This window comes from Tumebacillus permanentifrigoris (assembly GCF_003148565.1).
In the GTDB taxonomy this organism is placed as follows: Bacteria; Bacillota; Bacilli; order Tumebacillales; family Tumebacillaceae; genus Tumebacillus; species Tumebacillus permanentifrigoris.
The window spans coordinates 36,820-59,167 of sequence record NZ_QGGL01000018.1; the positions used below are offsets into that span (position 1 = coordinate 36,820).

The following is a 22,348-nucleotide window of genomic DNA, read 5'->3' on the forward strand; positions in this document are numbered from 1 at the left end:
TCAACTCTTTTCAATAGGCTACATCGTGATTTTCATAGAGAAAAACTGTAGGCAATTATATCATAATTTGTGAGTCCAACGTGTTACGATTTGGAGAACTTGGCTACAAAAAACGTGCTCCGCACCAAGCCGGAGCACGTTTTACTCCACGATTTCCACAATGGTGCCGACGTGTACATGCTCGTACAGCCATGTGACGTCCGCATTGTGCATGCGCACACAACCGCTCGATGCATGCTTGCCGATCGAGTCAGGCTCGTTGGTGCCGTGGATGCCGTAGATCGACCCATCTGTACCTGGCACCTCCAAGCCAATCCAGCGCACGCCAAGTGGATTCTCAGGCGTTCCGCCAGGGATGTTTTTTTTGAGATACCACGGATTTTTCACCAGCATCACGACCGGGTAGACTCCGTTCGGAGTGTCCTGATCGGTGCGTCCGGTGGCGACCGAGAAGGTCTTGACTTTGATGTTGTGCGCATAATAGGTCAAGGAATTGTCCGATTTATCGATCACGATGTAACTATTGCTCAATGACGGATAGGACGTTAGGATTGCCAATGAGAAGAGACCGGCCAAGAGTCCACTGGTAAGCCGCATCGGTTGGATCACCTCTTGCGGACAGCGTTCCCGGTCGGTCCCGGTTTTATCCGCCCACGACTTAGACGTAGACAGGTGCGGTTTTGGTTACAAAGTTGTAGATCATTTTTTTCACAGAACCCTCAGCTGTGACAGCCTCCGGGTGAATTTGCAAGCCGATCACGTCATGTTGGCGGTGGCGCACACCGATCACTTCGCCCGTTTGCGACTCCGCGATGACGGTGAGTTGCTCGGGTAGCGAGGCGCGGTCAAACTGTGCCACATGCCGACGCTGGGCCGCAAACGGTGTCACGATCCCCGAGAAGACCCGATCACCACGGTGAGAGATCTGGTACTCGCCGCTCATTTCCATCTGTTGCGGTTGCACCAACTGTGCCCCAAATGCATGTCCAATGATCTCGCAGCCAAGTCCCAGTCCGAGGATCGGCACGCGGCCCGCAAAGTGTCGAACGACTTCCACGCCGATGCCCGCTTCCGCAGGAGTTCCCATCCCTGGTGTCAGCACTAGATGTGTCGGGTTCAGTTGTTCAATCTCCGCAATCGTCAACTGGTCATTGCGCGAGAGAAACACCATCCCGCCCAAATCCTTCAAAAATTGCACCAGATGAAACGTAAACCCGTCATAGTTGTCCAATACGACGATCATCTTCTCCCCGTACCCCCTGTTAGAAAATATTCCTAATTTTTACTCTCTTCAATATATCCACGATTCGTTTATGAGTCAAGAACCGACAGCTCTCGACAATTCATTCATATGCAAGAGAAGTATAAAAAAAGAAGCTACTTCTCATGAGAAGTAGCTTCTTTTTCAAATCCTGCTCGTGTGGTGACGCGTACGGGATTCGAACCCGTGAATGTCGCCTTGAAAGGGCGATGAGTTAAGCCGCTTCTCCAACGCGCCGTGGCGTGCCCTGAGAGATTCGAACTCCCGGCCTTTTGATTCGTAGTCAAACGCTCTATCCAGCTGAGCTAAGGGCACGAGCAACGAGATCTAATATAACAACTGGGCAGAAATAAAGCAAGCCCTTTTTCAGGCTTGCTTCAAACGGCTGACGATCGTGTCGATCGCTTCGCGCTCCCATTCAAACTTATTGAACGTGTGGTCGGCCCCTTCCACCGGATGCAAGGTGGCACGTTCGCCATAACAAGTCTCAATATAGCGCTTGGAAACCTCGAACGGAACGGTCACGTCTGCGGTGCCATGTACGAGCAGCACTTGCTTGTTGTATTTTTGGGCGCGGTCATAGACGTTCATCGACCGAACATCCTCGCCAAACGGCCGACCGATCAAGTTGCCGCCATAATCGAGCACTTGCAGCTCTGGGTTGGAGAGGTGCAGATCGATCATCGGCCCCATCAGGTCGTACATGCTGCCCGCAGGACAGAGCAGCACGAGGTCGTGGAGGTCGTCCGGGCGATCCCCAGCGACGAGCGACGCGACGAGACCGCCCATGCTCATGCCAAGCAACGTGATGCGCGATGGATCGATGCGCGGGTCTTGGCGCACATGGTCGAGAATCGCATGGGCCTGTGCAATCTCTCCACTGACCGTCATGTCCTCGAAATCGCCATCGCTCTCGCCGCTGCCGAGGAAGTCAAATCGGTAGCAGGCACAGCCGATCGCTTCCAGCGCACGACAAATTTTTAGAAAGAAGCGGTGCGGCTCCAGCTTGTGTCCCGTAAATCCGTGGTAGAGAATCACCGCGGGCACTTGCTCACCAGCAGCACGTTCCGGGATGTGTTCCATCCCGCGCATCGTCATGCCGTTGTACGTCAACGTGATGGCTTGTTGCATGGGTACATACCTCCTCTTTCCAGATCATTGCTCAGTGCCCTCATTATACCAAAAAAACGCTCTTCGCGTGGAACTCGGAGGATTTCACCTGCTTGGTGTCGAATGTGGGCAGAAAAGGATTTGGAGGAATCGCAACCCATATGAACAATCGGAAATGTACGGCTCTGCTTACTGCTGCTGTGCTGCTTGGCAGCACTGTCGTTCCCCTCGCCATTCCGGCTCCGGCCTCTGCTGCTGTCCAACAACTGACAGCGCCGTTGAACGTCCAACTCAACCCGGACCGCAGCGTGCTCTGGCTCCCGGTGGTTAACAACAACGGCTATCTCGTCTACGTCTACGATGCCGCTACCAATGCAATCATTGGCGCGTTCAACGCTCCGACCAACAGCTCTTCGCTCAAATTGGACGGATTGATCACGTTGAACGGCACCTATTTTGTCAAAGTTACCACCCGTGGCGACAACCTCAACACGCTGGACTCCCCGCAATCGACGGCGTCCAACCGCCTGACGGTCTCGTCCTCGATCTCGCTCTCTCCGCCCTCCACGCCGTCATTAGATGCGAAAGGGTTCGCGAAATGGGACAACGTGTTGAACAACGGCTATCTCGTCAACCTCTACCATTCGCCTAGCAACACGTTGGTCACCTCCCAGCTCTTGCCCAAGGATGTCAACCAACTCGATTTGACCGGGATCGTGCCTGGCACAGGCGTGTACTACTACAAAGTCATCGCCAAAGGCAACTCGCAGATGACCGATTCTGGCGAGTCTCCGGCCTCGACGGCGATGTCGCTCTCGTTTTCACGCTTGGCAACCCCGCACACGCCTGCGCTGTCTGATGAACGCATCGCCACGTGGGCGAACGTGCCGAACAACAACGGCTACCGCATCTCCATCTACAACGCGGATAACGACACCATCGTCGGGTTCGCTCAAGCGTCCAAAGACACGGTCAGCTACGACCTGAGCGCTCTGATCAAAGTGGACGGCAACTACTACATCCGCCTGCAAGCGCTTGGCACTGGCCTGAACTCTTCGGAGGACTCCCCGCGTTCCGATACACAGACCTACTACCTCGATGGTAGCATTCTGTTCATCAAACCGGACAAACTGACCCTGACCAGCGATCTGACGGCCGACATCCCGACGACCACCGTCACGATGAAAACCGATGATCTGCTGTTCGATCTCACCCGCAAATCTACGGCTTACAACCTGCTCGCCAAAGTAGAGGTCAATCAAGGCCGGATGCTGCTCAACGTGCCAGGTTCCGTTTTGGAAAAAGTTTCCTCTCGCTCCAACGATTCCACCCTGCGCGTGGAATCGGGCCTCGGTTCTGTCACCCTGTCGGTCGCAGAAATGAAGGAACTGGCGAAAAATTCCGGGGTCTTCCTCGCAGACTCCACCGTGCAAGTCGAACTCGGACAGACCGCCAAAGTCAAACCGTCCGATCAAGAGATGATCCCGCTCCTGCTCGACGTGCGCCTGCTCGACAAGCAATCCAAAACGCTCAGCACGCTGACCGAAACACATGGCTATCTCAGCTTGACCACACCGTTCAGCAAGGACTCGTTCGTCGACCTCACCACGCTGGCGGGTGTGCGCCTGACCGACAAATTCACCACTACCCCCATTCCCACATCGTTCAAAGCCAACAGCGACCAGTCCTATGGCGTGACCTTCCACTACCAAGGCACTGGCACATTCGGAATCGTGAAAAAGGAACTGCATTTCCCTGATGTCTCCACGACTCACTACGCCAAGCGATCGATTGAAACGCTGGCTTCCAAGATGGTGATCAGCGGCTTCGAGGACGGCACCTTCCACCCGAATGAGACGGTCACCCGCGCACAGTTCGCGACGATGCTCGTCAAGACGCTGGGCCTCAAGGACAAATCCCAACTCGGCGCGGCACCGACCTTCACTGATGTGGCCAAAGACAGTTGGTACATGAACTACGTCGAGACCGCCTACCGCTCGAACTTGATCAGTGGGATGGGAGATGGTCGTTTCGCACCAGAGGACAAAATCACAGCGCAAGACATGTCGATGATGGTGGCTCGCGCACTAAAATACGCCAACCCAACCCTCCCAGCACTGACCGAAGGGGCAAAGGGAACCGCGATGAGCAAGTTGGAGCGTCGTGCGGAAGTGGCAAGCTACGCGACAGACGCAGTGGCCTTGTGCGTCAACCAAAACATCCTGATCGGCATGACGATCAACTCCTTCTCACCGACCGTTGCATCGGATCGCGCGATGGCAGCCGACATGCTCTACCAACTGCTGAAAGCCTTGAATTTCTCCAACTAACATGAGCCGCTTTCACTGTTGCGCCACCTGCCGTCACTACACGATCCTAAAGTCTCCAACAGGCACCGTCACCCGTTGCTCCCGTCTCCAGTACGAGACGCAGCCGACGTACAAGTTTGATTGCTGGGACCCCAAGGATCAAGTTCGCAAACTGATGGATGAGGAGAAAAAAAGACGCTGAGGGCGAGCCCTCAACGTCTTTTTTTCAAATCGATCCAGACGAATGGTAATTTGTGAAAAAAGCCATCACTTCTGGAGTTGGTGTGGTGGTCTGGGTGATTCATGCTGTCGCGTTGTTGCACAAGTTTTTGACGATCTATGGAAATCAAATTATACTTGATCTATAGAATCTGTTTCCGACCCGGGAGGTAATCTGTTGAAACGTCTAGGTGCAATCGTCCTCGCCGCCCTGTTGCTTGTTCCATCTGTCTATCCTGCTCATGCCCATGCGGCTGTCGACGCCACACCTGCGATCACCGTGAAAGTTGACGATCAGTTGCAAACCTTTGACCAACCGCCAGTCGTCCTGAATGGACGCACGATGGTCCCCGTCCGGAGTTTGTTAGAAACACTCGGAGCCACGGTCACGTGGAGCGATGAAACCCAGACTGTCTCGGTGATGCGCTATACGACCAAGGGGTTGATCTCCGTCGTCTTGAAAGTCGGCTACCCGGAAGCGGCCGTGAACGAAGTCCGCGTCGGGCTCGATCAGGCGCCCGAAATCATCAACGGTCGCACGATGGTCCCTCTGCGCTTCGTCAGCGAATCGATGCGGGCTGCTGTCACGTGGACCGAGGTGACGAAAACGGTGGAAATCTACTCGCTCGACTACCAATTGTTCCTCTCCTCGCTCCGGGGTCACGTCGACCTCGTTGACAAGATGATCTCCCTCGGCGCCAATCCGAACTATCGCAACCCGATCCGCGGTGGCACTCCGTTGACCGCCGCCGCGCTGTCTGGGCACAGCGATGTGATCACCCTCTTGCTCGACAACGGAGCCAACATCAACGCCCAAGACACCCCTGGGTACTCCGCTCTGATGATGGCTGTGGACGATGGCGACCTCGAACTGTCCACGATGCTGCTCGGTCGCGGGGCGAACCCGAACCTCAAATCAACCGCTGGCATCACCGCTTTGCAGATCGCCCGCCACCACCAAAACCACGGCCTCATCGAGCTCCTGCAAAACTCTGGAGCCCTCGAGTAGGTTGGCCTCATGCAAACACCTCACCGTTACGGGTTGAGGTGTTTTTTGCTCCCTCAACACCGCACGGGACCCTGAGTTTGGGCATCTGGTCTACTCTTTTATGGATACCCCGCCTGTAAAACAGAAACGCAAAGCGGCTTCTACCGTCATGTCAACCGGCTCCAGAAGCTCCTTGGGTATGAGCACGAGATGCCCGCCCAGTTGCATGCCCAGCGGCAAGAAGACGGTGACAAGCGATTCTGGCAGTTCGAGTGCTGTGAGGTCCTCGGTGGTCAGAAGTCCGAGTTGCTTCTCCCCGTTGGGTCGATTGACGAGCACGACGCGTGAGAACGGCTGTTTTCTGCCAATCGCCGTGCGGGTCAGTTCCTTGACGATGCGGTAAAAGCTGTTGAGCGATCGAATGCTCATCATCTTTTGCTCCAAGATGCCCAGTGCATGACGCACCTTTTGACTCTGCCAAAGCAACCCGACCACCACGATCAGGCCCAACATGACCAGCAAACCTGCTCCACGCATGTCCCCCCAGCGTGTCAAGCCGAGGAGGTCCTTGCCGACTTTGTTTATGAATTCCAAGATAAATAGACCCACATAGATCGTCAACACAAAGGGTGTGAGGATCAGAATTCCGTCTTGTAAGATCTTCCACGCCCGCTTCATCCCGTCCACCTCATTTCATGAAAAAAGGCTCTGCTACCCTTAGGGTGCATCAGAGCCTTTTTTCTTACTACTCGCGTTTCCTTGCGCATGCCGCGTTCTGTCACGAGTTGGGAGAGGAGTCCGTCGAATCTCTCAGGTGTGACAATCTGGCAATGCGATGCTGGCATATCGAAACTTAGTGGCGGAAAGAGTAAGCACGTGTTGTTTTTTCTATACGATTCTTAGGGGGACTCCTACTATGAAAAACGCACTTCGCATGGCATGTATTATGTTGGCGACGACGACGTTGCTCGCAGGCTGTGGCAACAACACCGGCAACAATGCAGCAGGGAACGCGGGTAGAGCAGGTACCAACGCCGTGCATAACGCGGGGAACGCGGGCACCAACGCGCTACACAATGCTGGGAATGCCGGCACCAATGCGCTGCACAACGCGGGGAACGCGGGTCGCAACACGATGAACAAGATGGGTCAAATCGGCAACCGTGGAGCGAATACGCTCAATAACACAGGCGACAGAATCGGTACTTCGTCAGCGAACCAATTGGGTCTGCCTGGTCTGACCCACGGCGCGAACCTGCGCAGTGACCGCACCTTGGAAAGCCGCGTGAACGCAATTCCGGGTGTGGGGACCACCTCCGTCCTCGTGACGGGCAATACGGCCTACGTCCTGCTCAACGCAGGCTCCACAACGGGGAAAGGCAACACTGGCACAGGTACTGGCGGGACTGCAGGTACGCAAGGTACGGGTATGGGTGCTACCTCTGGTAAAGGCTCCACTTCTGGCGTGGGCACTTACGGCACAGGTTCCACGACTTCCGGCGTGGGCACTTCCGGTACAGGCTCCACGACTTCCGGCGTAGGTACTTACGGTACTGGCGCAAACTCGACGGGGAACACGTTCTATGGTTCCACCTTTGGGACTGGCGCTGGTTCCACCAACACCTACGGTGGCACCACGTCCGGCACCAACAATGGTTCCTACAACACCTCCAACTCAGGTCGTGTAACCAGCATCGACAGTACCACAGGCAACGGCACCCTCGGCACTGGCAACCGTGGCATGGGCACTTTTGGGACGAACAACAATACCACCAACAACACCCAAAACCGCAACAACCTGCCGAGCGTGGGCACTTCCTCCACCCAAACGCTCGCACCGGACATGCAACAACGCATCACCTCCGCGATCCAAGCGGGCAACTCGTCGATCCAAAACATCTACTTCGTCCTCAAAGCCCAGTAAGACACCAACTGGAGGAACCGCGTGATGCGGTTCCTCCTCTGTACATAAGCAACTGCAAAGCCCGGTAACCCAAGGGTGCGAACGACATTCAAAAAGGACGCATCCCCCTCGATGGATGCGAATGACATGCCAAAAAGGACGCATCCCTCTAGGGACGCGTCCTTTTTTCCAGCTATTCTTCATCACTTGCCATCCCGCTCGCGGAAGATCTCCACGGCCGCCGACTGCAACTCACCGGGAATCGGAGCGCTCGGTTTCGTGATCCGCACTTGCACCGCTTCGACCAGCGGAAAGTCTGCGAAGATTTTCATCGCGATGCGCTCCGCCAATGTCTCGATCAACTTCACGGGCTCACCGGTCATGATCTTGGCAATCTCCTGATAGACCGTGCCGTAGTTGGTCGTCAACTTCAGATCATCCGTCCGCCCCGCCGCTTGCAAGGAGGCGTGCAGCACGACATCTGCATAAAAGCGCTGCCCCAGTTTCTGCTCCTCTGGATATACCCCGTGGTAGCCGTAAAACACCATGCCGTTTACGTAGATTTTGTCCATCTCGCACACCCCTTCCCGGTTAGAGTGCGCGCAACCACTAGCTGGCTATACCGTCCTCACTTCTCATTGGCCAACAAGCTGACCAGCCGCACGACTTGCGGATCTGACAGCTTGTCTTTGAATCCTGGCATCCCTTGGCTGCCTTCGAGAATGATCTTCTCAAGCTCGACCGCGTTGTACTTGGCACCGGCTTGAGTCAAGGCTGGACCAGACACGCCCTGCAACTGCTCGCCGTGACAACCGGCACAGTTTTGTTTGTAGATGCTGTGTACGTCCGTTTGGCTGAACTGCGGGTCTGGCTTGCACAAGTCTGCCACCCAACACCCGCTGAGCACGACGGAACACCCGACCAGCAGCAGCGCCAACTTCCCGAGCTGCCGTCCTCTCCCGATCTGCGGCATAAGCTCCCACCCTCTCTAGCTATTCGCGCACCAATTTCAGAATGTCGTTGTAGACCTCATCTGTCGGCATCTCATTGCCCATCTGGTAGACCTTGCGAATCTGGTTGTTGCGATCGACCAAGTACAGGGAACGCGTCGAGTGGACAAACGTCCCATCCGCTTGCTTTTCCAGATAGACGCCAAACTGATCGGCCACTTGTGCCGTCTGCTCTGGCGTGCCGCGCAAGACTTTCCACCCACTGCGATCCATGTGCAGCCGATCCGCGTATTGCTTCAAGACCTCGTTGGTATCTCGCTCCGGGTCAAACGAGATCGAGACGAACTCGACGTCCTTGCCAAACTCGTTTTTCTGCTTCAATTGATCCTGGATGTGCGCCATGTTCGCGGTGGTCAACGGGCAGATATCTGGACAGTTGGCAAAGAAAAACTCCACCAACCGCACCTTGCCCTGCTCGTCATGGAATGTCGTGTTCCCACCGTCGATGTTCTGCAACGTGAAGTTCGGTGCGGGCAGCATCACCGGGAGTTTTTGGTTCTCCGAATGCCAGTACCACCACGACCCACTTGCGATCGCGAGGAGGAACAGGATCAGCGGGCCGAGTAAGCGAATTCGTTTGCGTCGTGCTTGTTTCATTCTGGTTGTCCTCCTCTAGTGCGCAGCCTCGACGACTGTAAAGTTCATCGTTGGCATCGTGTGAATCTCCTCGGTGGTCGTATGGATGGTCACCTGGTAGGTGGTTGCCTTCGCAAACGACTTATGAACTGTGTAATGGCCTTTGTCATCACCTTGTGCTGGGATCGTTTCATGCGGGGTGTTGTTCCCCTCTTCCCAGATCTCGAACTCGACAGTGGCCTTTTTAACCGGATCGCTGTTCACCATCACAGTGGCGGTCAGATCGCCCGCTTGGTTTACGAGCATCGGCTCCGGATTGGTCTTGAACACGATCACGGGCACGGATGGCTTGGCCGGCAGGGGCTCCGTCTTGGTGCTGCTGCACCCCATCAAAGCCAACGCCAACGCAGGAGCCAGCAAAAGCATACGTTTCATGCTGTACATTCCTCCTCAGATGCCTGAACCATTCTACTACTCTCATCATACTCTTCCCCGCGCAACTCTCCTATACCTGCGTGCCAACTTCACCAATTTGTCATCTCCTGTCGAACCTGTTCCTATGGTAGAATAAGCAACAGAACAAGCAATGATGAGGAGTGCAGTCATGGCGAAAGAAAAAACGTTACCTAACTTCCCGAACCGCGCCGCGGAGGAATTGTACTGGGCGGGTCGGCAATTGATCAAGACGCTGACGATCGCGATCGCCTTGGCGATCACGATGTTTATCGCGCAATTCTTCAATGGCGTGCTGACGTTGTTGATCGGATTTATCGGCTTCATCCTCGTGCTGGCGACCGGCACGTACACCGTTGGACACTTCGTCCGCTACTTCGTGTACAGATCGCGACACCAATAGTACCCTTTTGGGTACTTACCAACTTTATAGTGGATACTTTCTTAGAGCGACATTCACAGTTATACTGCAACCTAGAAGCATACATTGTGAAAGGTCGTGAATTTCTGTGAAAGTACTCGTACTCGTCGCACATCCGAACTTTGAAGGTTCCCGCGTCAACCAACGTTGGGCACAAGAACTGGAAGCCCACGAAAATGTAACCGTCCACAATCTCTACCAAGTCTACCCGGACGGCGCGATCGACGTCGCTCGTGAGCAACAATTGTTGCTCGACCATGACCGCATCGTTTTGCAATTCCCGCTGTACTGGTACAGCACCCCGTCGCTTTTGAAAAAGTGGCAGGATGATGTGCTCCAATACGGCTTCGCGTATGGTTCGGAAGGCAACAAGTTGAACGGCAAGGACTTCGTCGTCGCGATCTCCACCGGCGGCCCGGCGGAAGCGTACCAAGCTGGCGGTTACAACCAGTACACGCTGTCCGAACTGCTCCGTCCGCTCCAAGCAACCGCGAACCTGATCGGCGCGCGTTACCTCCCGATCTTCTCCTTCAGCGGGCTGATGGCCGTCACCGATGAACAGATCGAAGACAGTGCGAAGCGTTATGCCGCACACATCCTCGGCGAATACTAGGATCGATTGGAAAAAACCACCGTGGCACACGCCAACGGTGGTTTTTTTCGCTTGCGGGCGCTGCTTACCGTCCGGTGCGGGCGGCCCAATCCTCATCGAGGATCGCCCAGCTTTCAAGGTCTTCCCACCGGCCTTCGACCAGCAGGCTTTTGCGCATGATCCCTTCAAACGTGAATCCGCACTTCTCCACCACGCGCTTGGACCCGATGTTGATCGGCATGATCCCGGCTTCGATGCGGTGCAGGTCGAGGTGCTCAAATCCAAACTTCACACACAACCGCGCCGCCTCGCTGCCATATCCCTGTCCATTGTGCGCTTGATCTAGCGTGTACCCGATCATCGCACTCTGGCGCGGCCCCCGTGTGACGAAGTTCAAGGCAATCCGACCCACCAACTCGTCCGTCTCTAGCAAGAACACGCCAAACGGATACGCTTCCCCCCGCTCCTGCGCGTGTCGTCCACGCTCCAATTGCGCCATGATCTGCGCGATGTTCAGACTGCGATCCGGCATGGTCGGTTCGAATTGGGCAAAAAACGCTTGGTTGCGTTCTTGATAAGCCAACACCACCCTTGCATCACCGGCATCCATCGGTCTCAAGTAGATTCGCTCTCCGACGAGTTTCATCTCCGCTGCAACCCCTTCCCTCATGCTTCGTCCCGTTTTCTACTTGGCACATATTTCCTGATATTGTATCATGAACCTCTCATGGAGAAAACAGCGGAGGTTTTTTTGCGCAGACCTGATATACTAACTCTGACAATCCAGAATCTTCGCAAGGAGGTGACTTATGACATTTCCCATTTACATACACCTCGGCCCCTTGTCGATCCACCCGCACTTTTTGTTCGAGAGCTTGGCGTACTTCATCGGTTTCCGCGTCTATCTCTACACGCGCAACAAGGAACGCATCCCGATGGAGAAGTCGATGTACATCCTGCTCGGCATGATCCTCGGCGGGGCGTTGGGCTCGAAGGCGCTGTACTGGTTGGAAGACCCGATCGCCACATGGAACCATCTCACCGATCCCTTCTACTTAATGGAAGGCAAGACGATCGTCGGCGGCTTGCTTGGGGGCTTGCTCGGCGTCGAACTCGCCAAAAAGCTCGTCGGTTGGAACCAACGCACAGGTGACGATTTCACGATCCCACTGATCGTCGGCCTCTCGCTCGGACGCATCGGGTGTTTCCTGACCGGGCTCGACGACCATACCTATGGCACTCCGACCACGTGGATCACCGGCATCGACTTTGGCGATGGCATCCTCCGCCACCCGACGCAACTCTATGAGATCGCGTTCCTCTGGGTGCTCGGCGCGGTCTTGTTGGTGTTGAAAAAACGCCGCTTCCTGCCCAACGGCGGAATCTTCCAACTGTTCATGCTCAGCTATCTGCTGTTCCGGCTCGGCATCGACTCGATCAAGCCGACCCTGCATCCGTACTGGATCTTCAACAACGTCCAACTGGCCGCGATCGCCGGTTTGATTCACTACATCAACCTCATCCGCCAATGGCCTCGAAAGGGAGACAACACATGCCTAAAAACCGGCCCTACATCTTCTACGAACTGACCAACTCGATCTGTTCCACCTGTCTGCAAAAAGTCGAAGCGAAAGTGGTCATCCAAGACAACCACGTCTACTTGCACAAGCATTGCTTCACACACGGCCCGGAGAAAGTGCTGATTTCCACCGATGCGGACTACTACAAACTTTGCCGCGAGTACCTGAAACCGTCGGAGATGCCCCAAGTGTGGAACACCCCGATCAAGTACGGCTGCCCCTACGACTGCGGGCTCTGCCCGGATCATGAGCAGCACAGTTGCCTAACTTTGGTCGAAGTCATCGACAAGTGCAACCTGCAATGCCCGATCTGTTATGCCGAATCCTCCCCGCAACAGGAAAAAATCCGCACTCTTGAAGAGATCGACCGGATGTTCGACGCGATCGTGCGCAACGAAGGCGAGCCGGACATCGTGCAGATCAGCGGCGGTGAACCGACGATCCACCCGCAGTTTTTTGAAATTCTCGATCTGGCGAAAACCAAGCCGATCAAGCATCTGATGGTCAACACCAACGGGGTCCGCATCGCACAGGATCGCGAGTTTGCGAAGCGCTTGGCCGACTACATGCCTGGGTTTGAACTGTACTTGCAGTTCGATTCCTTCGAGCAGGACGCGTTGCGCGAATTGCGCGGGGCCGACCTGACGGAGATCAGACGCAAGGCGATCGAGCACCTCAACGAATTCAACATCTCCACTACGCTGGTCGTGACCTTGAAAAAAGGGCTCAACGACCACGAAGTCGGCTCGATCATCCAATATGGGCTGCAACAGCGCTGCGTGCGCGGCGTGACGTTCCAACCGATCCAAGCGGCTGGTCGTCTGGAGGAATTCGACCCGTCGCGCGACCGTCTGACGCTCAGCGAAGTGCGCCAGATGATCATCGATCAATCGGGCGTTTTCACCCCGCAGGACATGATCCCGGTGCCGTGCCACCCGGACTGTCTCGCGATGGGCTACGCGCTGAAAATCGGCGGCAACGTACTGCCACTGACCGGCCTGATCGAGCCGGATGTCCTGCTCCAAGGCGGGCGCAACACCATCGTGTTCGAACAGGATGAGACGCTGAAATCTCGCGTGTTCGAGCTGTTCTCGACCAACCATTCCCCAGAATCGCAAACCCTGTCGCTCAAAAACCTGCTCTGCTGCCTGCCGATGGTCGCCGTGCCTGACCAGTTGAGCTACGACAACGTGTTCCGCGTGCTGATCATGCAGTTCCTCGACCCGCACAACTTCGACGTGCGTTCGGTGAAAAAGTCCTGTGTACACATCGTCCATCCGGACGGGCGGATCATCCCCTTTGACACCTACAACATTTTTTACCGGGGGGACAAGGAAGCGCAACTGGAAGAACTGCGCAAGAAATACACGCCGCTGTATGAGAACGAACTGGAGGTGCTGTAAGTGGGTGACACAAACCGCGACGCCTCCTACAAAAAGGGCATCTGGCTCGGCGTCGGTGTTGCGGGCTTGGCTCATGCCCTGATCATGCTCGGGTTGTTTTTCCTCACTGATTTTGGTGCTGTTCCCTTCATGATCATCGGGATCGTGCAACTCGTTTACCTTGGACCGCTCTCCCTGCTGGTCTTGTTGAACAAACCCTATGGCAAAGCGATGTCGGTCGGGATCTGGTACGCGGCGGGCATCACGTTCCTGCTCAACGCCGCTTGTTTCGGAATCGTCCTCGTCGTTGTGGCAAACAAGGACTTTTAACCTAGCTGGACAAAAAGCGCTCGACTCCACATCGGAGTCGAGCGCTTTTTTAGCGAAACGTGAAAAACTTGTGCCCAACGTAGTTTGCGATCGTGTACAGCCCGGCCCCAACCAGCACCGCGGCGTTCTCCAGCCAGCGCGGGTCGTCGGTGAAGCGCAGGAGCACCCAGTGCGCCGCCTGCAAACCGATCGAATAGGCGAGCACGTAGCTAGCCAGCATCACCACCACAAACCGCCACCAGCTCTTGCCGATGCCTTGGTTATCGCGGAACGTGAAGGTTTTGTTCAGGAAGTAGCTGACCACCGCCCCGATACAATTCCCGGCAAACGTCGCCGCCCAATACGACAACCCCGCCAGATTCAGCAACAGATAGGTTGCCGACAAGCCGACGATCGTATTGAGCACCCCGACCAACAAAAACCGGATCAAGCTATGATGCCAAACCTTCTGTGCAAAGGAACCCATCTGAATGCCTCCAAACGAAACTGCCCAAAGCTGAATCTCTAGTACCTGTACAGCGATGAGCCCGCGTCCAAGCCGATGCTGGCTTAGATCGTGACGCGCTCTTCCTCGTGCTCATGCGTCTGTCCAGAGACGTAGGTTGCGTCGCCGAGCGGATCGAGGTCGATATCGAGAATGTACTTAGGACGACGCTTGGTCTCCTTATAAATCTTGCCGATGTACTCGCCGATCAAGCCGAGGCACATGATCTGCACCCCACCGATCAACCACAGCGAGACCATGATCGACGCCCAACCCGACACCGTCACACCCGCGATCTTGGCGAACAGCGCCCAGAACCCGGCGAAGATCGAGAGCACGAACATCACAAACCCGATCACCGTCACGAACCGAATCGGTGTCACGCTGAGCGAGGTGATGCCGTCGAACGCGAAGGCGAGCATTTTTTTCAACGGGTACTTCGACTCGCCCGCGAACCGTTCCGCCCGGTCGTAGTACACCTCTGTCGAGCGGAACCCGATCATCGGCACGATCCCGCGCAGGAACAGATTGGACTCGTCAAACCGCGCCAAGTTCTGCAGTGCGCGCTTGCTCATCAGTCGGAAGTCGGCATGGTTGAACACGATGTTCGCCCCCAAGCCCTGCATCAGCTTGTAGAAGCCCTCGGCCGTGAAGCGTTTGAAGAACGTATCGGTCGTCCGGCTTTTGCGCACGCCGTAGACCACTTCATAGCCTTCATGATACGTTTCCACCATCGCCCGAATCGCCGCCAGATCGTCTTGCAGATCCGCATCGATCGAGACAGCGATGTCGCAATTCTTTTTCGCTTTCATCAGCCCGGAGAGCAAGGCATTTTGATGCCCGGCGTTGCGCGCTAGTTTCAGCCCGGTGATGTAGCGGGATTCGCGGTTGAATTTCTCGATCAATTCCCACGTCCGATCCCGGCTCCCATCATCGACATACAAGATCACGCTGGAGAAATCGATCAGCTCATCCTGAATCATGTCCTCCAGCACCTCGATCAAGCGCTTCGTCGTCTCGGGCAATACGTCTTCTTCGTTGTAACACGGCACCACGATACTCAGTACCGGCAACTTACTTTCTACCATACAGGAACCTCCTCACCAACCAGATCATAGATGTCACCAACATCACACTGCCCAACAGATTGAACAAGAACAGATGCTTGCCCAAGTCCGCTTCCCCGTCCCCGAGGATCGGCAGTACATATTGCGCCATCGCCATCACTTCGATGACGAGGAAGAATTCCACCAACAATTTGCCGCGCAAGGACGCAGCCCGTCGCCATTCCCAGATGGAACCCCCAGCAAATGCCACACAGAAAGCGATCAGGAACCACAGTGACTTGGGCAATACACGCGATACAAACTCCGTCCACTGCGTCCAGGTCTGGCTCTGCTCCAACGCTTTATGCTCTCCAGTGTTCTCATAATTACCTAAGTAATAATGCAAGTTGAAACTGCTCTTGGCACAAACTTTGAGCTTGTCCCAGAAGCGGTCCAGATGCTTGGCGTAAAATAGCACAACTTTGCCGCGCGAGATCTTGTCATAGTAGTCGCGCTTGAACTCGGCGGAGTTGAGGTCGATCGGATGCGGGACAAAATAGTCGGTGTTGGCCAATTTCGCATAATCCTCGCGAATGCCCAGCTCGCGCAAATCGGCCGCCGGGTCGGGGGAATCCTTCAACACGCCGTAAAACACCGTCTGGTAGATGTTGATGCGGTCGAACGCGTTGTAGCCAGACAGCCCCGCGGTGAACACCAACACGACAGCCGCTGCGATCAGCACGGCTTTTTTCCACACCCGATCTGCGTAGAGCCGGAGGAAGCGCAGCAACCAGAGCACGATCAGGAAGCCGAGCACGGCGTTTTGCACCTTCGCAGTGACGAACAGCACACCCGCCACTGTCGCGCCGACCAGCGCCCACCTCTGCGGTTGCTCGGACTCCGATGTAAGGTGCAGGGCACATCCGATCAACGCGAGCACCATCACGAACGTCGTCGCCTCGGAGAACATCGAGTTGAAGTACAGCGTAAACCCTTTGTCGGTGGTCACGAGTGCCAACAGCGCTGCGGTCAGCCACGCCAGCCACACGTTGCGCTTGCGCATCCCAGACACGATCAGCCACACGCCCGCCAACAGCGCGAGGATGTGCAGCCCGCCGAGGAAGCGGATGTCGAACGAGGTCGTGCTGTGGAAGACCTGATTGATCCACACGGCCACTTTCAAAAACAGACTGGTGGAGGAGATATACGAACCAGGGCGGGTTCTGACAATCTCATACACCCGGTTGAAGAACCCGAAGTACTTGGCATCCCCCGTCACAACGTCTGGCAGCTTGATCCCACCCCAGACCATGATGCGTTCAAAGTCACCGTTGTTGGCGAGGCCTAGCACCGGCGAGACCAGCAGTTGCCCGATCAATACCGCGCCGATGAACAGCAGTGCCACGATTTCGACTGCAGAAAGCTTTTTTAACATTCCGTCATCACCTAATACTTTCATCAATGTACTTCATATAGAGTAGACGAACTTTCTCATTCTAGCAATTCCCAATTTGCGAACGAGTTGTGAGATAATAGAGAGAAAAAAGGAGTCGGAGCTTTCATGAAACCGTTCATCCCTCTGCTCGCCTCCGCCGCACTCACCTGCGGCGTGCTCCTCACCGGTTGTACAAGCGATTCCCTGAAACCAGACAGCAAATTGGTGCACAAACCGCCACACGGCGTGTACTACGAGGTGTTCGTCCGCGCCTTTGCCGATTCGAACGGCGATGGGATTGGCGACCTCAAAGGCGTTACCTCCAAACTCGATTACCTGCAAGACCTCGGGATCGAAGGGCTTTGGCTGATGCCGATCAATGCCTCCCCGAGCTACCACGGGTACGATGTGACTGACTATATGGACGTGAACCCAGACTATGGCACTCGCGATGACCTGATCGAGTTGGTGAAGGAAGCGCACAAGCGCAACATCGCCGTGCTGCTCGATTTTGTCGTCAACCACACCTCGACCCAGCACCCTTGGTTCCAGCAGGCGGAGTCCTCGTCGACCAGCCCCTATCGCGAATACTACCAGTGGGCGACGCCGACCACCAACACCAACGAACTCGGCGAATCCGGGCAACAGCTCTGGTACGGAAGTGCGCCCAACCAGTACTACGCCTATTTTTGGCAAGGCATGCCCGACCTGAATTTCGACAACCCGAAGGTGCGTCAGGAAATCATCAAAGCGGGCCAATTCTGGCTACACGAGATCGGCATCGACGGGTTCCGCCTCGACGCTGCCAAACATGTCTACGCCGACGCAGATCCCGCGAAAAACATCCAATGGTGGCAAGAGTTCCGCAAAGCGATGGAGGATGTAAAAAAAGACGTCTTCCTCGTCGGCGAAGTCTGGGATTCGCCGTACATCGTCGCACCGTATCTGAAAGGGCTGAACTCAACGTTCAACTTCAACCTCTCCAAACAGTTGCTCGACACAGCCAAGGGCGAGTATGATCCGGGGATTGTCTCAAATTTGATCGACGTACACAAACTCTATGAAGAGACCGCAGGCAAGGAATACATCGACTCCACTTTCCTCACCAACCACGACATGGATCGCACGGTGAGCCAATTGGACGACAACCTCGACCATGCCAAAGTGGCCGCGTCGCTGTTGCTCACGTTGCCTGGGGACCCGTTCGTGTACTATGGCGAGGAGATCGGCCTGCGCGGTCGCAAGCCGGACGAAGGGATTCGCGAGCCGATGCTGTGGAAAAAAGACGCGAACGCCGCCGAGCAAACGCACTGGGAAGTCAGCCGCTGGAACGCAGACGCGTCCGCCCGTTCGGTGGAAGAGGAACAAGCGGACAACAATTCGCTGTACCAGCATTACAAAAAGCTGATCCACGCTCGCCGCAGCAGTGAAGTCCTCGTGCGTGGCGACCTCGTCGACGTGCCGTCCCTGCAGGTCCAAGGACTGATCGCCTTCAAACGAACGCTTGGTGACCAATCGCTCCTCGTCCTCCAGAACCTGAGCCCCAAACCGCAAGTCGTTGCGCTCGGCCAAGACCTCTCCGCGTACCAAAAAACCTACTTCTCCACCAATCCCGACACCCAGTTGAAAAGCGGCACCCTCACCCTGTCACCGTACTCGACAATCATCCTCCAATAAGCCAGAAAAAAGCCCCCCGGCTCCACTAGGAGTCGGGGGGCTTGCTTGACGTAATGGCTTGTCCAACTTAGACGCGCACGAGTTTCTCCGCTTCCTCAATCAGGCGGTTGGTCGCGATGCCGAGATGATCATACGCTTTGCGCTTGGTATCGGAATAGGTCTTTTCGCAGAAGTGCTTTTCGATTTTGTCGAGGCCCATCTTTTGACCAAGGCGGGTCATCTGCATCATCATCGTGACACGGCCTTGGATGACGGCGATCTTGTCACCCTCTGTCAGGTTGGCCACGAACCATTGTTGCAACTCGCCCCACTTCTCCGTCACTTGCGGTGTGAATGCAGTTGCGCCCTCTTGGGACATCGCGTAGTTGTCCACGATGATCTTCAAACTGCCGTTTGCACGCTTCGCACGGCTTACTGCGTCCTGAATCGACTTGACAGACTCAACAACCTCTTCGTACTCGAGTCGCCCCAGAATGGCCCATGCGATGACATCCCCGGTGGTCTCGATCTTAAAGTTCTTCGACATTAGATACCCTCCTGCGAAAAGTTAATGGATAACTCTTTGACTAATTGATTCTATTTTATCATATAAAAAGCATACGTAAAGATGCAAAACGAAAATAAAAGCTAATTTTGTCATAAAATAGAGCTCGACTGTCGAAGACAGCCGAGCCCATGCTTGGAGACGACTAGTTCAGCCAGCCCGCCTTCATGTGGTAGATCGCATCCATCGCGACCCCTACGAAGTGCAGCGCTTCACGCGCCTCCTCTTCACTCATCTCTGAGATGTATGGCATGATATCGCCGTGATCTTGATCCACTTCCGCGTGCAAGTACCAATAGTTCAACGTCGGGAACCCCAGCTCTTGGAAGTGGCTGTAGGTCTTCCCATAGTAGTCCATCGCTGTTCCTTCACCCGCGCCGTTGATCACCAACAGCGATTGATTTTTCGACAACGTGGTCGCCGCACGATAGATCAGCGAAATATAATTCTCTGTCGCAACACTCGGGAAACGTTCCGCCGGATCTGCCATCCCCATGATCATCATCCATTTGCGCAACATCTCCGCGTGCCCGCGTTCCTCTTCCATGTGTGATTTAAAAATCGACTCCGGTGCATCGTGGAAGCGCTCGTAGCGCATCGTGATCGCATCGAGGAACTGACCCGAGAGATGGTACAGGTCAATGCACATGGCTTCGAAATCGGCGGGGTTCTTCCGCTCAGGAAGTAGCTTGAAGTACGGATTTTCGGACAGAAGTCGATTGCGGCCAGTCTCAATGGCTTGTTCCAGCAGCTCTTTCATAACAAATCGCTCCTTTTTCTAGATAGCTTAACTTCAAGTTGCCCCCTACCCTTAACATGATAATAGTATTTATTTTACTTGCAGTCAATGAAATAAAATGTTGACTTGTGTCTATTTTTGTCGAATTATTCATACACTTTAACTTCGTAAATTAAAGCATCACCCGTGTGATTCGCCGTGACATGCAGACAGTCGTCCACATACAATTTGGTATCCACAGAAAAGGAGGAACCCCTATGGCCCATCATCACCTGTACAAACGTTGTTGCAAGATGGTGAACAAGAAGGTGACCTTGCACCACCAAGATGGCCGCCGTGTCCACTGTACGGTCCGTCACGTGACGCCTGAGGGTGTGTATGTGATCCCGCATGGACACCACGGGATGGTCTCTGCCGTGGATCTTTCCCTCTCACTCGACACGGCCGACCGCGGACATGGAGACGTCAACATCGCGCCGATTTTCTTCGGAGCCTTGTTCGTCCCGTTCGTTGCACTCGCCGGCCTCACTCTAGGCTTCGTAGCTGGCGCCGCCGCCTCGCGCCCGTATTACTGGTAGCCAAAAACCCCTCGCACACGCGTGTGTACGAGGGGTTTTTTTGCGTACAAAAAAACCACGATGTATCCACCGTGGTTTTGATTGGTTGTCGACACTTACGATTCCTTCGTGGTCACCGTGATGCCGCGCTTTTTCTTGTACCACTTTATCACTTTGGAAATCATCGGCCAGCACAATTGAGGTACGCTGAAATATACGCATAATATCGCGGCCACAATGTGCCAGACCCAATCCCATACGGTGACAGCCTGTAACCATTCGAGCTGTTTCTCCCACATGATCGATCGCTCCTAACGTGTAGTGACTACTACCCCTCTAGTTTACACGATTCCTTTGCAACACTAAATAGCTCTGAGGAGCCATATTGCTGGTAATTAAAAAAGCAGACAGGCCTCGCGCCCGTCCGCTTGTTACGACACACTAGCTCCTTCAAGTTCGCGGTGAATCCAAGACAACACGCGCATCACATTCGCCCACTGTTGGGCTTGTTTCATCTGCTTGTACCCATCTGCGGCCTGTTGATACAGATCGGCCGCCTCACGATATTCCAATCGCTCACAGGCGATGCGCCCTTGCAATTCCAGCACGCAGGTTTGGTACTCAGGAGCTTCTGGCAACCTCTGGCTCGCCTGCTGACAGGCTTCAGAGGCCATGTCGAGATTCTCGCCTACTAACAAGGTCGCCAACTCGACATACCCGATGCCAGCCTCCATGTCATAGCCGGCTTCATCGAGGAAGCAGAGGTAGGTTTGCAACGCATGGCAAACTTCCGAGACGACGCCGCCAACGCCCAGCAAGATTCCGTACTGTTCAGGCAATCGCTCGGACAGATCGAGCACGTTCACCTCGCGGAAGATCCCGGCCGCTCGCTCCGTGTACGCGTTGGCTTCCCACTCACAGGACATCTCGCGGAAAAACTTGCTGATCAAAAGCATCAACCACGCCACCGAACGGCGGTCCACAGACGCTTCACAACATTTGACGGCAAGTCGAAAGCATTGCATCGCCACTTTGCCGTTTTGCATCCGGTTGTGGCAAATGCCTTGCAAGATATACAGATGCGTCGTCAGCGCCACGTCTTGGTTGGGCAATCGCTCTGAGATCGCCAACGCACGGTCAAACTGTCGCAACGCAAAGTCATAGCGCTCTTGGGCGAACTCGATATGCCCGAGGTCTTTGTAGATCGTGATCATCGCTTCGTGGTTCCGTTCCATACATGCTTCCTCGAGAGCGAAGTGATACCAATGAAAAGCCTCCAACAGCTCTCCCTCACGCAGGTTGCACTCCGCCAAGTTGCACATGAGCTCTACTGCCGGGACCCCGAAAAAGGGATGCTTCAACAATTCCTCCAACCGTTCCCGCGCACCGGTGAAGTCCATCGTGCGCTTCAACTCCAAAGCCTCGCGATACAAGGCGAGCGATTCAGCACGACGATCCGATTCTCCAGATAGATTGTCAAGCGACACATCCAAACGGTCAGCAATTGAACTCAACACAAAAGTCGACGGACGTCCCTCCCTCGACTCAATCTGTACCATCATATCTGGCGAGCACAAACCGTTGGCCAGTTGCTCATGTGTCAGTCCTTTGCCGACTCGCAACTCACGAATCTTGGCGCCAAAAGTCATACACGCTGCCCCTCTCTCATTATCGTTTATACGAGAGATTGTACTGGATTCTACAACTATAAAAAATCTGTAGTTTTGATACT

26 protein-coding genes and 2 tRNA genes are annotated in these 22,348 nt (G+C 54.9%); 10 read left to right on the top strand and 18 right to left on the bottom strand.

Annotated features, from left to right (window positions below; genetic code table 11):
* Nucleotides 1-141: 141 nt before the first annotated feature.
* The 5 genes from C7459_RS18220 to C7459_RS18240 all read right to left on the bottom strand — a co-directional run bounded on the left by C7459_RS18220 (nt 142) and on the right by C7459_RS18240 (nt 2,392).
* Complete coding sequence (locus tag C7459_RS18220; RefSeq protein ID WP_109690722.1) at nt 142-597, bottom strand: L,D-transpeptidase; 456 nt, start codon at nt 595-597, stop codon at nt 142-144.
* A gap of 61 nt (nt 598-658) precedes the next feature.
* Entirely contained in the window at nt 659-1,243 is a 585-nt protein-coding gene (locus tag C7459_RS18225) for an anthranilate synthase component II (RefSeq protein ID WP_109690723.1), read from the bottom strand.
* A 178-nt stretch (nt 1,244-1,421) separates the two neighbouring features.
* Nucleotides 1,422-1,498: transfer RNA gene (locus C7459_RS18230), tRNA-Glu, on the bottom strand.
* Between the two features lies 1 nt (nt 1,499).
* Nucleotides 1,500-1,576: transfer RNA gene (locus C7459_RS18235), tRNA-Arg, on the bottom strand.
* A gap of 51 nt (nt 1,577-1,627) precedes the next feature.
* The gene (locus tag C7459_RS18240; RefSeq protein ID WP_109690724.1) at nt 1,628-2,392 is read right to left on the bottom strand and encodes an alpha/beta hydrolase family protein; all 765 of its coding nucleotides are present in this window, start codon (nt 2,390-2,392) and stop codon (nt 1,628-1,630) included.
* A gap of 140 nt (nt 2,393-2,532) precedes the next feature.
* Here C7459_RS18240 and C7459_RS18245 point away from each other — a divergent pair, with 140 nt between their 5' ends.
* Both C7459_RS18245 and C7459_RS18255 read left to right on the top strand, forming a co-directional pair.
* Complete coding sequence (locus C7459_RS18245; RefSeq protein ID WP_109690725.1) at nt 2,533-4,701, top strand: S-layer homology domain-containing protein; 2,169 nt, start codon at nt 2,533-2,535, stop codon at nt 4,699-4,701.
* A gap of 376 nt (nt 4,702-5,077) precedes the next feature.
* Nucleotides 5,078-5,908, top strand: a complete 831-nt coding sequence (locus C7459_RS18255; RefSeq protein ID WP_109690727.1) for a stalk domain-containing protein — start codon at nt 5,078-5,080, stop codon at nt 5,906-5,908.
* A 90-nt stretch (nt 5,909-5,998) separates the two neighbouring features.
* Here C7459_RS18255 and C7459_RS18260 read toward each other — a convergent pair whose 3' ends face one another.
* Complete coding sequence (locus C7459_RS18260; RefSeq protein ID WP_109690728.1) at nt 5,999-6,565, bottom strand: DUF502 domain-containing protein; 567 nt, start codon at nt 6,563-6,565, stop codon at nt 5,999-6,001.
* Between the two features lie 238 nt (nt 6,566-6,803).
* On the opposite strand from C7459_RS18260, the gene C7459_RS18265 reads away from it, so the two are divergent.
* Nucleotides 6,804-7,811 carry a hypothetical protein gene (locus tag C7459_RS18265; protein ID WP_109690729.1) on the top strand — a complete coding sequence of 336 codons (1,008 nt, stop codon included), beginning with the start codon at nt 6,804-6,806 and terminating at the stop codon, nt 7,809-7,811.
* Between the two features lie 182 nt (nt 7,812-7,993).
* Here C7459_RS18265 and folB read toward each other — a convergent pair whose 3' ends face one another.
* Genes folB through C7459_RS18285 form a run of 4 tightly spaced genes read right to left on the bottom strand, consistent with a single transcriptional unit; the run spans nt 7,994 to nt 9,811 of the window.
* Nucleotides 7,994-8,362, bottom strand: coding sequence for a dihydroneopterin aldolase (gene folB, locus C7459_RS18270; protein ID WP_109690730.1), 369 nt, complete (start codon nt 8,360-8,362; stop codon nt 7,994-7,996).
* 56 nt (nt 8,363-8,418) lie between these two features.
* The gene (locus tag C7459_RS18275; protein WP_109690731.1) at nt 8,419-8,763 is read right to left on the bottom strand and encodes a c-type cytochrome; all 345 of its coding nucleotides are present in this window, start codon (nt 8,761-8,763) and stop codon (nt 8,419-8,421) included.
* 19 nt (nt 8,764-8,782) lie between these two features.
* Entirely contained in the window at nt 8,783-9,397 is a 615-nt protein-coding gene (locus C7459_RS18280) for an SCO family protein (protein ID WP_109690732.1), read from the bottom strand.
* A gap of 15 nt (nt 9,398-9,412) precedes the next feature.
* Nucleotides 9,413-9,811 (bottom strand): FixH family protein, encoded by a 399-nt coding sequence (locus C7459_RS18285; RefSeq protein ID WP_170119543.1) that lies wholly within the window; start codon nt 9,809-9,811, stop codon nt 9,413-9,415.
* 169 nt (nt 9,812-9,980) lie between these two features.
* On the opposite strand from C7459_RS18285, the gene C7459_RS18290 reads away from it, so the two are divergent.
* Both C7459_RS18290 and C7459_RS18295 read left to right on the top strand, forming a co-directional pair.
* Nucleotides 9,981-10,232: a hypothetical protein gene (locus C7459_RS18290; RefSeq protein WP_109690734.1), complete on the top strand. Its 252-nt coding sequence runs from the start codon at nt 9,981-9,983 to the stop codon at nt 10,230-10,232.
* A 106-nt stretch (nt 10,233-10,338) separates the two neighbouring features.
* The gene (locus tag C7459_RS18295) at nt 10,339-10,863 is read left to right on the top strand and encodes an NAD(P)H-dependent oxidoreductase (RefSeq protein WP_109690735.1); all 525 of its coding nucleotides are present in this window, start codon (nt 10,339-10,341) and stop codon (nt 10,861-10,863) included.
* A gap of 64 nt (nt 10,864-10,927) precedes the next feature.
* On the opposite strand, the gene C7459_RS18300 is transcribed toward C7459_RS18295, so the two are convergent.
* On the bottom strand, nt 10,928-11,488 hold the full coding sequence (locus C7459_RS18300) for a GNAT family N-acetyltransferase (protein ID WP_170119544.1): 561 nt from the start codon (nt 11,486-11,488) through the stop codon (nt 10,928-10,930).
* Between the two features lie 163 nt (nt 11,489-11,651).
* Here C7459_RS18300 and C7459_RS18305 point away from each other — a divergent pair, with 163 nt between their 5' ends.
* Genes C7459_RS18305 through C7459_RS18315 form a run of 3 tightly spaced genes read left to right on the top strand, consistent with a single transcriptional unit; the run spans nt 11,652 to nt 14,134 of the window.
* A complete protein-coding gene (locus C7459_RS18305; protein ID WP_109690737.1) occupies nt 11,652-12,431 on the top strand; it encodes a prolipoprotein diacylglyceryl transferase in 780 nt (259 codons plus the stop codon).
* Nucleotides 12,395-13,825 carry a radical SAM protein gene (locus tag C7459_RS18310; protein ID WP_109690738.1) on the top strand — a complete coding sequence of 477 codons (1,431 nt, stop codon included), beginning with the start codon at nt 12,395-12,397 and terminating at the stop codon, nt 13,823-13,825. The genes C7459_RS18305 and C7459_RS18310 overlap by 37 nt, the downstream gene beginning before the upstream one ends.
* Nucleotides 13,826-14,134: a hypothetical protein gene (locus C7459_RS18315; RefSeq protein WP_109690739.1), complete on the top strand. Its 309-nt coding sequence runs from the start codon at nt 13,826-13,828 to the stop codon at nt 14,132-14,134.
* A gap of 49 nt (nt 14,135-14,183) precedes the next feature.
* Here C7459_RS18315 and C7459_RS18320 read toward each other — a convergent pair whose 3' ends face one another.
* From C7459_RS18320 to wsfD, 3 genes are all read right to left on the bottom strand, one after another.
* Entirely contained in the window at nt 14,184-14,600 is a 417-nt protein-coding gene (locus C7459_RS18320; RefSeq protein WP_109690740.1) for a GtrA family protein, read from the bottom strand.
* 83 nt (nt 14,601-14,683) lie between these two features.
* Nucleotides 14,684-15,706, bottom strand: coding sequence for a glycosyltransferase family 2 protein (locus tag C7459_RS18325; protein WP_109690741.1), 1,023 nt, complete (start codon nt 15,704-15,706; stop codon nt 14,684-14,686).
* Nucleotides 15,693-17,099 (bottom strand): glycan biosynthesis hexose transferase WsfD, encoded by a 1,407-nt coding sequence (gene wsfD, locus C7459_RS18330; RefSeq protein WP_109690742.1) that lies wholly within the window; start codon nt 17,097-17,099, stop codon nt 15,693-15,695. The genes C7459_RS18325 and wsfD overlap by 14 nt, the downstream gene beginning before the upstream one ends.
* Before the next feature lie 126 nt (nt 17,100-17,225).
* Here wsfD and C7459_RS18335 point away from each other — a divergent pair, with 126 nt between their 5' ends.
* Nucleotides 17,226-18,776 carry an alpha-amylase family glycosyl hydrolase gene (locus C7459_RS18335; RefSeq protein WP_109690743.1) on the top strand — a complete coding sequence of 517 codons (1,551 nt, stop codon included), beginning with the start codon at nt 17,226-17,228 and terminating at the stop codon, nt 18,774-18,776.
* A gap of 67 nt (nt 18,777-18,843) precedes the next feature.
* Here the strand turns inward: C7459_RS18335 and C7459_RS18340 are convergent, their stop codons facing one another.
* Nucleotides 18,844-19,302 carry a hypothetical protein gene (locus C7459_RS18340; RefSeq protein WP_109690744.1) on the bottom strand — a complete coding sequence of 153 codons (459 nt, stop codon included), beginning with the start codon at nt 19,300-19,302 and terminating at the stop codon, nt 18,844-18,846.
* A 163-nt stretch (nt 19,303-19,465) separates the two neighbouring features.
* Nucleotides 19,466-20,080, bottom strand: coding sequence for an iron-containing redox enzyme family protein (locus C7459_RS18345; protein ID WP_109690745.1), 615 nt, complete (start codon nt 20,078-20,080; stop codon nt 19,466-19,468).
* Nucleotides 20,081-20,316: 236 nt separating this feature from the next.
* Between C7459_RS18345 and C7459_RS18350 the strand changes: the two genes are divergently transcribed.
* Nucleotides 20,317-20,637, top strand: coding sequence for a hypothetical protein (locus C7459_RS18350; protein ID WP_109690746.1), 321 nt, complete (start codon nt 20,317-20,319; stop codon nt 20,635-20,637).
* Between the two features lie 95 nt (nt 20,638-20,732).
* Here the strand turns inward: C7459_RS18350 and C7459_RS18355 are convergent, their stop codons facing one another.
* Together C7459_RS18355 and C7459_RS18360 are read right to left on the bottom strand one after the other, a co-directional pair.
* Nucleotides 20,733-20,915 (bottom strand): hypothetical protein, encoded by a 183-nt coding sequence (locus C7459_RS18355; RefSeq protein ID WP_109690747.1) that lies wholly within the window; start codon nt 20,913-20,915, stop codon nt 20,733-20,735.
* A 132-nt stretch (nt 20,916-21,047) separates the two neighbouring features.
* Nucleotides 21,048-22,265 (bottom strand): helix-turn-helix transcriptional regulator, encoded by a 1,218-nt coding sequence (locus C7459_RS18360; RefSeq protein ID WP_109690748.1) that lies wholly within the window; start codon nt 22,263-22,265, stop codon nt 21,048-21,050.
* Nucleotides 22,266-22,348 lie beyond the last annotated feature (83 nt).

Coding starts and splice junctions, on each gene's coding strand:
- C7459_RS18225 (WP_109690723.1), bottom strand. CDS start 1,243: ATGATCGTCGTATTGGACAACTATGACGGGTTTACGTTTCATCTGGTG.
- C7459_RS18350 (WP_109690746.1), top strand. CDS start 20,317: ATGGCCCATCATCACCTGTACAAACGTTGTTGCAAGATGGTGAACAAG.
- C7459_RS18335 (WP_109690743.1), top strand. CDS start 17,226: ATGAAACCGTTCATCCCTCTGCTCGCCTCCGCCGCACTCACCTGCGGC.
- C7459_RS18220 (WP_109690722.1), bottom strand. CDS start 597: ATGCGGCTTACCAGTGGACTCTTGGCCGGTCTCTTCTCATTGGCAATC.
- C7459_RS18325 (WP_109690741.1), bottom strand. CDS start 15,706: ATGGTAGAAAGTAAGTTGCCGGTACTGAGTATCGTGGTGCCGTGTTAC.
- C7459_RS18265 (WP_109690729.1), top strand. CDS start 6,804: ATGAAAAACGCACTTCGCATGGCATGTATTATGTTGGCGACGACGACG.
- C7459_RS18285 (WP_170119543.1), bottom strand. CDS start 9,811: ATGAAACGTATGCTTTTGCTGGCTCCTGCGTTGGCGTTGGCTTTGATG.
- C7459_RS18355 (WP_109690747.1), bottom strand. CDS start 20,915: ATGTGGGAGAAACAGCTCGAATGGTTACAGGCTGTCACCGTATGGGAT.
- wsfD (WP_109690742.1), bottom strand. CDS start 17,099: ATGTTAAAAAAGCTTTCTGCAGTCGAAATCGTGGCACTGCTGTTCATC.
- C7459_RS18260 (WP_109690728.1), bottom strand. CDS start 6,565: ATGAAGCGGGCGTGGAAGATCTTACAAGACGGAATTCTGATCCTCACA.
- C7459_RS18305 (WP_109690737.1), top strand. CDS start 11,652: ATGACATTTCCCATTTACATACACCTCGGCCCCTTGTCGATCCACCCG.
- C7459_RS18240 (WP_109690724.1), bottom strand. CDS start 2,392: ATGCAACAAGCCATCACGTTGACGTACAACGGCATGACGATGCGCGGG.
- folB (WP_109690730.1), bottom strand. CDS start 8,362: ATGGACAAAATCTACGTAAACGGCATGGTGTTTTACGGCTACCACGGG.
- C7459_RS18340 (WP_109690744.1), bottom strand. CDS start 19,302: ATGTCGAAGAACTTTAAGATCGAGACCACCGGGGATGTCATCGCATGG.
- C7459_RS18345 (WP_109690745.1), bottom strand. CDS start 20,080: ATGAAAGAGCTGCTGGAACAAGCCATTGAGACTGGCCGCAATCGACTT.
- C7459_RS18280 (WP_109690732.1), bottom strand. CDS start 9,397: ATGAAACAAGCACGACGCAAACGAATTCGCTTACTCGGCCCGCTGATC.
- C7459_RS18300 (WP_170119544.1), bottom strand. CDS start 11,488: ATGAAACTCGTCGGAGAGCGAATCTACTTGAGACCGATGGATGCCGGT.
- C7459_RS18290 (WP_109690734.1), top strand. CDS start 9,981: ATGGCGAAAGAAAAAACGTTACCTAACTTCCCGAACCGCGCCGCGGAG.
- C7459_RS18245 (WP_109690725.1), top strand. CDS start 2,533: ATGAACAATCGGAAATGTACGGCTCTGCTTACTGCTGCTGTGCTGCTT.
- C7459_RS18310 (WP_109690738.1), top strand. CDS start 12,395: ATGCCTAAAAACCGGCCCTACATCTTCTACGAACTGACCAACTCGATC.
- C7459_RS18320 (WP_109690740.1), bottom strand. CDS start 14,600: ATGGGTTCCTTTGCACAGAAGGTTTGGCATCATAGCTTGATCCGGTTT.
- C7459_RS18360 (WP_109690748.1), bottom strand. CDS start 22,265: ATGACTTTTGGCGCCAAGATTCGTGAGTTGCGAGTCGGCAAAGGACTG.
- C7459_RS18275 (WP_109690731.1), bottom strand. CDS start 8,763: ATGCCGCAGATCGGGAGAGGACGGCAGCTCGGGAAGTTGGCGCTGCTG.